The sequence below is a fragment of the Xanthovirga aplysinae genome (genome assembly GCF_009711365.1).
In the GTDB taxonomy this organism is placed as follows: Bacteria; Bacteroidota; Bacteroidia; order Cytophagales; family Cyclobacteriaceae; genus Xanthovirga; species Xanthovirga aplysinae.
Map to the genome: position 1 here is coordinate 1 of NZ_SMMB01000651.1, position 3,000 is coordinate 3,000.

General features: G+C 35.4%; 2 protein-coding genes. One reads left to right on the forward strand and one right to left on the reverse strand.

Annotated elements, in window-relative coordinates:
• The first annotated feature begins 137 nt into the window (after window positions 1-137).
• Complete coding sequence (locus E1171_RS03720; protein WP_155204221.1) at window positions 138-824, forward strand: DUF554 domain-containing protein; 687 nt, start codon at window positions 138-140, stop codon at window positions 822-824.
• A gap of 141 nt (window positions 825-965) precedes the next feature.
• Here the strand turns inward: E1171_RS03720 and E1171_RS03725 are convergent.
• Window positions 966-3,000, reverse strand: a 2,035-nt coding sequence (locus E1171_RS03725) for a TonB-dependent receptor (RefSeq protein WP_155204223.1), incomplete at its 5' end; no start/stop codon positions are given.

Consider the following 3,000-nt stretch of genomic DNA (forward strand, 5'->3'; position numbering starts at 1 on the left):
TTTTTTGTACTTTTGATTTTTTACTTCTTTTTATTGGATTATTCCTTTTGGAAGAAGTGTAAAGTTTATTTTTTGGATCTCGGCCCTTTATCCCTTAATGGATGTGTATGGCCATGTGACTTTTACTTTTTGTTTTTATGTTTCTTCCTTTGGGTTCTTTGGCAAATGTAGCTGCTATCTTGGCAGGAGGGGTATTGGGGTTGTTTTTGAATGATCGTTTTCCCGAAAATATCCGAAAGATCAGTTTCCAAGGCATAGGTTTGTGCGTGATGTTAATTGGCGTTCAAATGGCCTTGAAAGTAGAGAATGTCATTCTGATGATTTTTAGTGTCCTTATTGGAGGGATTATTGGAGAGGCACTCAATTTGGATACCCGCTTTAAAAATATGGCAGATAAATTAAAAAGACGGTTAAAGAGCAACAATGAAAAATTTTCCGATGGGCTGATTACTGCCTTTATGCTCTATTGTATTGGTTCAATGGCCGTTCTTGGCGCTTTGGATGAGGGTTTGCGTAATGATCCCTCTATTCTTTATACCAAGGCAATCCTTGATGGATTTACCTCCATTATTTTAGCTTCTATTTATGGTAGAGGTGTTCTTTTCTCAGTAATTCCTCTTTTCATTTATCAGGCAGGACTAACATTTATGGCTGGATTTATAGAACCCTTTCTTTCCCCGGTTTTACTCAATGAAATAGCAGGTACAGGCGGTTTATTGATTATTGGGCTGAGTATTTCAGTATTGGAAATTAAAGAAATACGAGTTACCAATATGTTGCCTGCTTTAGTGATGGTGGTGGTTTTGAATTTGTTTTTCGGATGATGAAAATGCCAAATACTAATGTTCTTTTAAAACCTTTATTGAAGTTTCAAGGTGGGTGATTCTTTTTCTGAACTACTTAACCATTTGATTGATATAAAAAATCAGCCAAACTAATGGAAAGCTTGGCTGAATTATCCTTTATTAATTTGTAGAATCTACTTTATAATTAAATTTTAAGGCCCCTAAGAGTCCTGAATTATTGAACCCTTCAATAAGGCCTTCAATAGTGGTTTTCCGATCTGCATTATAAAACTCAATCACTTTTTGTCCTGTAGAATCGATTTCAATATTGGGCTCCCAATGAATTGTAGCTCGTAAATCCGGGATTAATATTTCCTTAGCAGAGTCGGTGTCGTATTTAGGTTGATAGAACTCCCTTTTTTCCCTAAAGTTTTCAACAATGGCTAGATAATCGGGACCTTTTTTCATAGGAAGTTCTTCTTTATATCCTTCGGTTGTGGTAATAAAGACAACCCCACTCTCAGCTTTTTGGCCATATAGGAATCTTGGTGAGCTACCCCTTACTACCGTTAAAAATTCAATGTCTTCGGGGCTTAAGTTTCCGATTAGGGTATAATCCGATCCCATTATTGTATTATTGACGATAAAAAGCGCAGGATTAGGAGGTGAAGTTAGGGATGAGGAAAGCCCTCGGCTGTTAAAATAAATTGCTCTTTTTACAGGGTCATGATACCGAATAGAGCTTACCTGCCTTATTAATCCAATAAGATCCACAGAAGGCTTTAATTCTTTTCCGCTTTTAGAATGGACAGCACTCCCATAAAATTGTTTAGCAATTGGATCTTTCTCTTTTATCGAATCCGCTTCAATGACAACTTGCTCTAATAATTTGTAATGACTTAATTCGCTAAACGCAGTATTTCTTTTTTTTCGAAGGCCATTGGAGGTGTAATTCATTTCCATAGGTTTTATTTCTGCCTCCTCCTTGATTTTTGTTATTGCTGTCTGGTAATAAGGAGATCTTTCTTCTTCAAAGAGGGTTATTTTAGTTTTGTTTTGATTTGAAGCAGAAGGAAATATTATTGCAAGTGATGGTTCAATTCCTAATAGTTCTTTATCAAAAGTAAAAATTCCGCTGGAATCACTTAAAGTTGTAAAAAAGGTATTTTTTCTCAAGTTCATTAAGTTTACTTCCAAAGGTTTTTGATTCCTTTCATTCTTAAATTCGATTTTGCCTTTTATAAATTCCTGAGAAGATGGTAAAGTAAGAGTTTCTTGTTTTATATCATTTTGGGCTTTATATCTGCGCCATCCATGAGTTAATAAAAGATAATCGATTTTTTCTAAATTTTGGTTATCTAGGGAAAGGCCTCCCAGGTAAGGAACTCTTCCTTTTAATTCACCTTGAATTTGGAATGTTTCAAGAATATTCTTGCTTCTTACTCTTAGGCTTTTTGCTAAAAGGGGATCAGTTACAGACATTGAAAGGTTTGCAGGCATTGGGTCACCTAGGTGATTTTTTACTGAAATTAAGGCCCTTACTTTTTCTCTCGGAAGATATTCTTTTTTATCCGTTGTTACCGAGATTTGTAATTTTTTTTGAGAATTAGCAAATACTAGTCTCTCTGCAACAGGAATATGCTTTTCATTAAATAGGGTAAGGTTTATTATTCCCATTGGAAAATCTTTTGTGGGTATCCGAACTAATCCCTCCCCTTCAATTTTTGCACTTAAGCCCCACCAAGCTTTTTCATTTTTATGTGCTAGTAGATGGATTTGCTCCTTTGTTTTTTTTGAGGATTTAATTCGAACCCCTATGACTTCTTTGGTTACATATAAAACTTCAAGAATTAATCCATCCTTTCTTGCTGTTGGGAGATCAAAGACTTTTCCTTTGAAGGGGGGGGGTGTAATTTGGAATTTATAATTTTTCCCTTTTTCAGGTTGAAACCTAAATGTTCCCATTCCCATGTAGGTTGAGGTTATTTTTGTAACTTTATTTCCATTGGAATCGATTATTACTCCCTCAATATTCTCAGGGGTGCCCCAGGAATTTAGTGCTTTAAAAGCTATTTTACTTTCAATTCCTTCTATCATTTCTCCTCCTTCGGGAAAGAACTGTAGATCAAGTTTTTTTTGAGCTTTTGTAGGAATAATTGTGCTCGAGGAAACGGTTTCCCCTCCTAATTGGGTTTCCACTTCAACTCTGAATAAG